This is a genomic window from Paenibacillus sp. P3E (assembly GCF_001909045.1).
GTDB lineage: Bacteria > Bacillota > Bacilli > Paenibacillales > Paenibacillaceae > Paenibacillus_AQ > Paenibacillus_AQ helianthi.
Genome location: NZ_LVWH01000074.1, coordinates 1 through 3,130 on the forward strand (window position 1 = coordinate 1; position 3,130 = coordinate 3,130).

The 3,130-nt window shown below is 35.8% G+C and carries 1 protein-coding gene; it reads left to right on the forward strand.

Annotated features, from left to right (window positions below; genetic code table 11):
• Positions 1-44 precede the first annotated feature (44 nt).
• The gene (locus A3842_RS08210) at positions 45-3,122 is read left to right on the forward strand and encodes a non-ribosomal peptide synthetase (RefSeq protein ID WP_218618665.1); all 3,078 of its coding nucleotides are present in this window, start codon (positions 45-47) and stop codon (positions 3,120-3,122) included.
• Positions 3,123-3,130 lie beyond the last annotated feature (8 nt).

The window sequence follows — 3,130 nt, forward strand, 5'->3', positions numbered from 1 at the left end:
ATATTTCTCAGAGAATAGATTATCCTAAGCAAACAGTTATTGAATTGTTCGAAAACCAAGTAATCAAGACACCCGATCACATAGCAATTCAGCAAGAGCACGTTTCAATTTCATATCTGGAGCTAAATAAAAGAAGCAATCAAATTGCGCATGTTCTTGAAAGAAAAGGAGATTTTAGAAATGAGAAAATAGGCATCTATGCGACACATAATCTTGACGAAATTGCTAGTATACTTGCTGTGCTAAAATTGGGTGCGGCATATGTACCAATAGATCCAAGTAATCCATTAGAACGCATCAATTATATGTTGGAAGATAGTAATGTTAGACTTATCTTAAGCAACAATGGAGATATAAGCGGATTACGTTTCAACTGTGAGATAGTAAATGTAAACGCTATATCCTCAGATACCCCAGGGAGATATACGAAGACCTCAATTGCTGGAGATGATTTAGCATACGTTATCTATACTTCCGGGTCTACTGGGCAGCCTAAGGGTGTTATGGTTGAACATAGAGGATTGTTGAATTATATAGACTGGGCAAAAGAGACATATGTACAAGGGGTAGGGGATTCTTTTGCACTATATTCTTCGATATCATTTGATCTAACGGTAACCTCTATTTTCACTCCATTAATTTGCGGTGCATCAATCGTGATCTATCAAGACGATGGTTCTGAATTTATCCTAAGTAAAATATTGCGTGAGAATCGTTGTTCTGTCCTTAAGTTAACACCTGCCCACTTGAAATTAATAAGAGGTGTAGAAGTAAAGACTCCTTCAATTAAAACATTGATTGTCGGTGGGGATGATCTTAAGGTCGATTTAACATTGGAGATACATCGGAAATTTGATGGGAAAATTAAAATATTTAATGAGTATGGTCCGACTGAAACTGTAGTTGGTTGTATGATTCATGAATTTGATCCGCATATCGATAAACATCCATCTGTACCAATAGGAAGGCCGATATCAAATACTCAAATATACTTGTTGGATGATCGCTTATCGATAGTTCCAATGGGGAATACAGGCGAAATATATATATCCGGTGATGGTGTTGCTCGTGGATATTTAAACAAAGAATCCGAAACGCGAAGTCGCTTCATTGAAAGCCCATTCATTCCGGGTAAAAGAATGTATAAAACCGGGGATTTGGGACGGTTTATTAATAGCGGTATTATCGAATATCTGGGAAGAAATGATTATCAGGTTAAAATTAGAGGCTACAGAATTGAGATAGAAGAGATTGAGCATGCAATAAATCGATATCCGGGGGTAAGGGATGTATTTGTTAAAGTATCGGAAGCTCAAGAAAATGAATCGTTTTTGTGTGCTTATATTGTAAGTGAGGATCAAATCGACCCTATTGAAGTGAAAACGTATTTGGCAGGATTATTTCCACACTATATGATTCCAACCACGTTTATTCAAATGGACAGAATACCTCTAACTATTAATGGTAAAATCGATCGAAATGCACTACCTACTCCTGGTGTACAACAAAGCGATGAAATAAGTAATCAAACTCAGATCGAGATATTATTGGTTAGTATCTACTCACAAGTACTCGGATGCAATGTCAGGGTCACGGATGATTTTTTTGCTTTAGGCGGGGATTCAATAAAAGCAATACAAATAGCAGCCCAATTGCACGATCACGGGTATTCGATAAAGTCGAAAGATATTATGCTCTTTGCTTCCGTAAAAGAATTTGCAGTCAAAATTGAAAGGGAAGTGAAGTGTGATAATACAGAGATATGTAGCGGAAATGTTGAATATACACCAATAACAAAATGGTTTTTCAACCAGAGGTTATCCAATCCCCATCATTGGAACCAATCTGTTGTACTGAAAATTCATAGAGATATTTCCAAAACCGAGATTAATCAATTATTAACTAAACTTATTCAACATCATGACATGCTACGTATTAACTATAATGAGCTAAAAAATGAGTTATTCTTTAATGATAATTCATTAAATTGTCGAGTGGAAATAAATGAATATGATCTATCTAATTTGTCAATAGATCAACAAAGTACATTTATTGAAAATAATGGTTCCTACTTGAAGTCTCACTTAAACATAAACGATGGTCCATTAATGGGATCCTGTCTTTTCAAATTATCAGATGAGGAGAGATTATTGTTAATTACAGTTCATCATCTGGTGATTGATGGGGTTTCGTGGAGAATTCTACTAAATGATATTCACAAAATGTTGCATCAACTGAGTAATAAACAGGTACTCTCATTAGGCAGTAAAACTAGTACGTACCAAGCTTGGGCAACATATATCCAAAGTTGGGACGTAACATCTGAATTGGTTTATTGGAAAGAAATCCTTAATGAAAAGTCTCGCTTCCTCACGGATTCATTTACCAATGCGAACAGACAATCGATTCGAAAAGAGCTATCGAGACAGTTGACATCTTCGCAGACTAAACAATTACATAAATTAAAATCAACAAATGACTTAGATGTATCAGAAGTGTTGGTCGGGTGTTTTGCATCGGTTTTGTCAGAGTGCACGAATAGAGACAATGTAGTGATTGAACTTGAGGGACATGGAAGAGAGGAAGCAAATAGTCAACTGAACCTGAGCAAAACAGTTGGTTGGTTCACAACAATATACCCGGTTGTCCTGTACGTACCGAATGGTAAAGATATAGAAAAAATTCTGTCTATAAAAGATCAACTGAGAAATGTGCCAAACAAAGGACTAGGTTACGGTGTATTAAATTATTTGCGAGGTCTATTGCCTAACAATAACCCCAAAAATATTCGTTTTAATTATCTTGGTGAAATCGACAACAATTTGTACCAACCACACTTTTCAATCGAATTCATTAATACTGGGCACGATATAGACCCGTCGAATCAACAAGACTGCTTATTTGACCTGGAGTTAATAATTATAAACGGGAAATTGAATATAACAATAAAATATGATGAGACGCTGTTTACGAATAGCAATATAGAGGAGCTACTTCAGCATTATGTTGATCGGTTGAATGATTTCGTTTCCAAGCTGGCAGCATTACGGGAACCTTCCAAGGTCTTAATGCATAGTTCCTTGAAAATATCGCAAGAGGATTTAGATACTATACTATATTAGATTAGAGA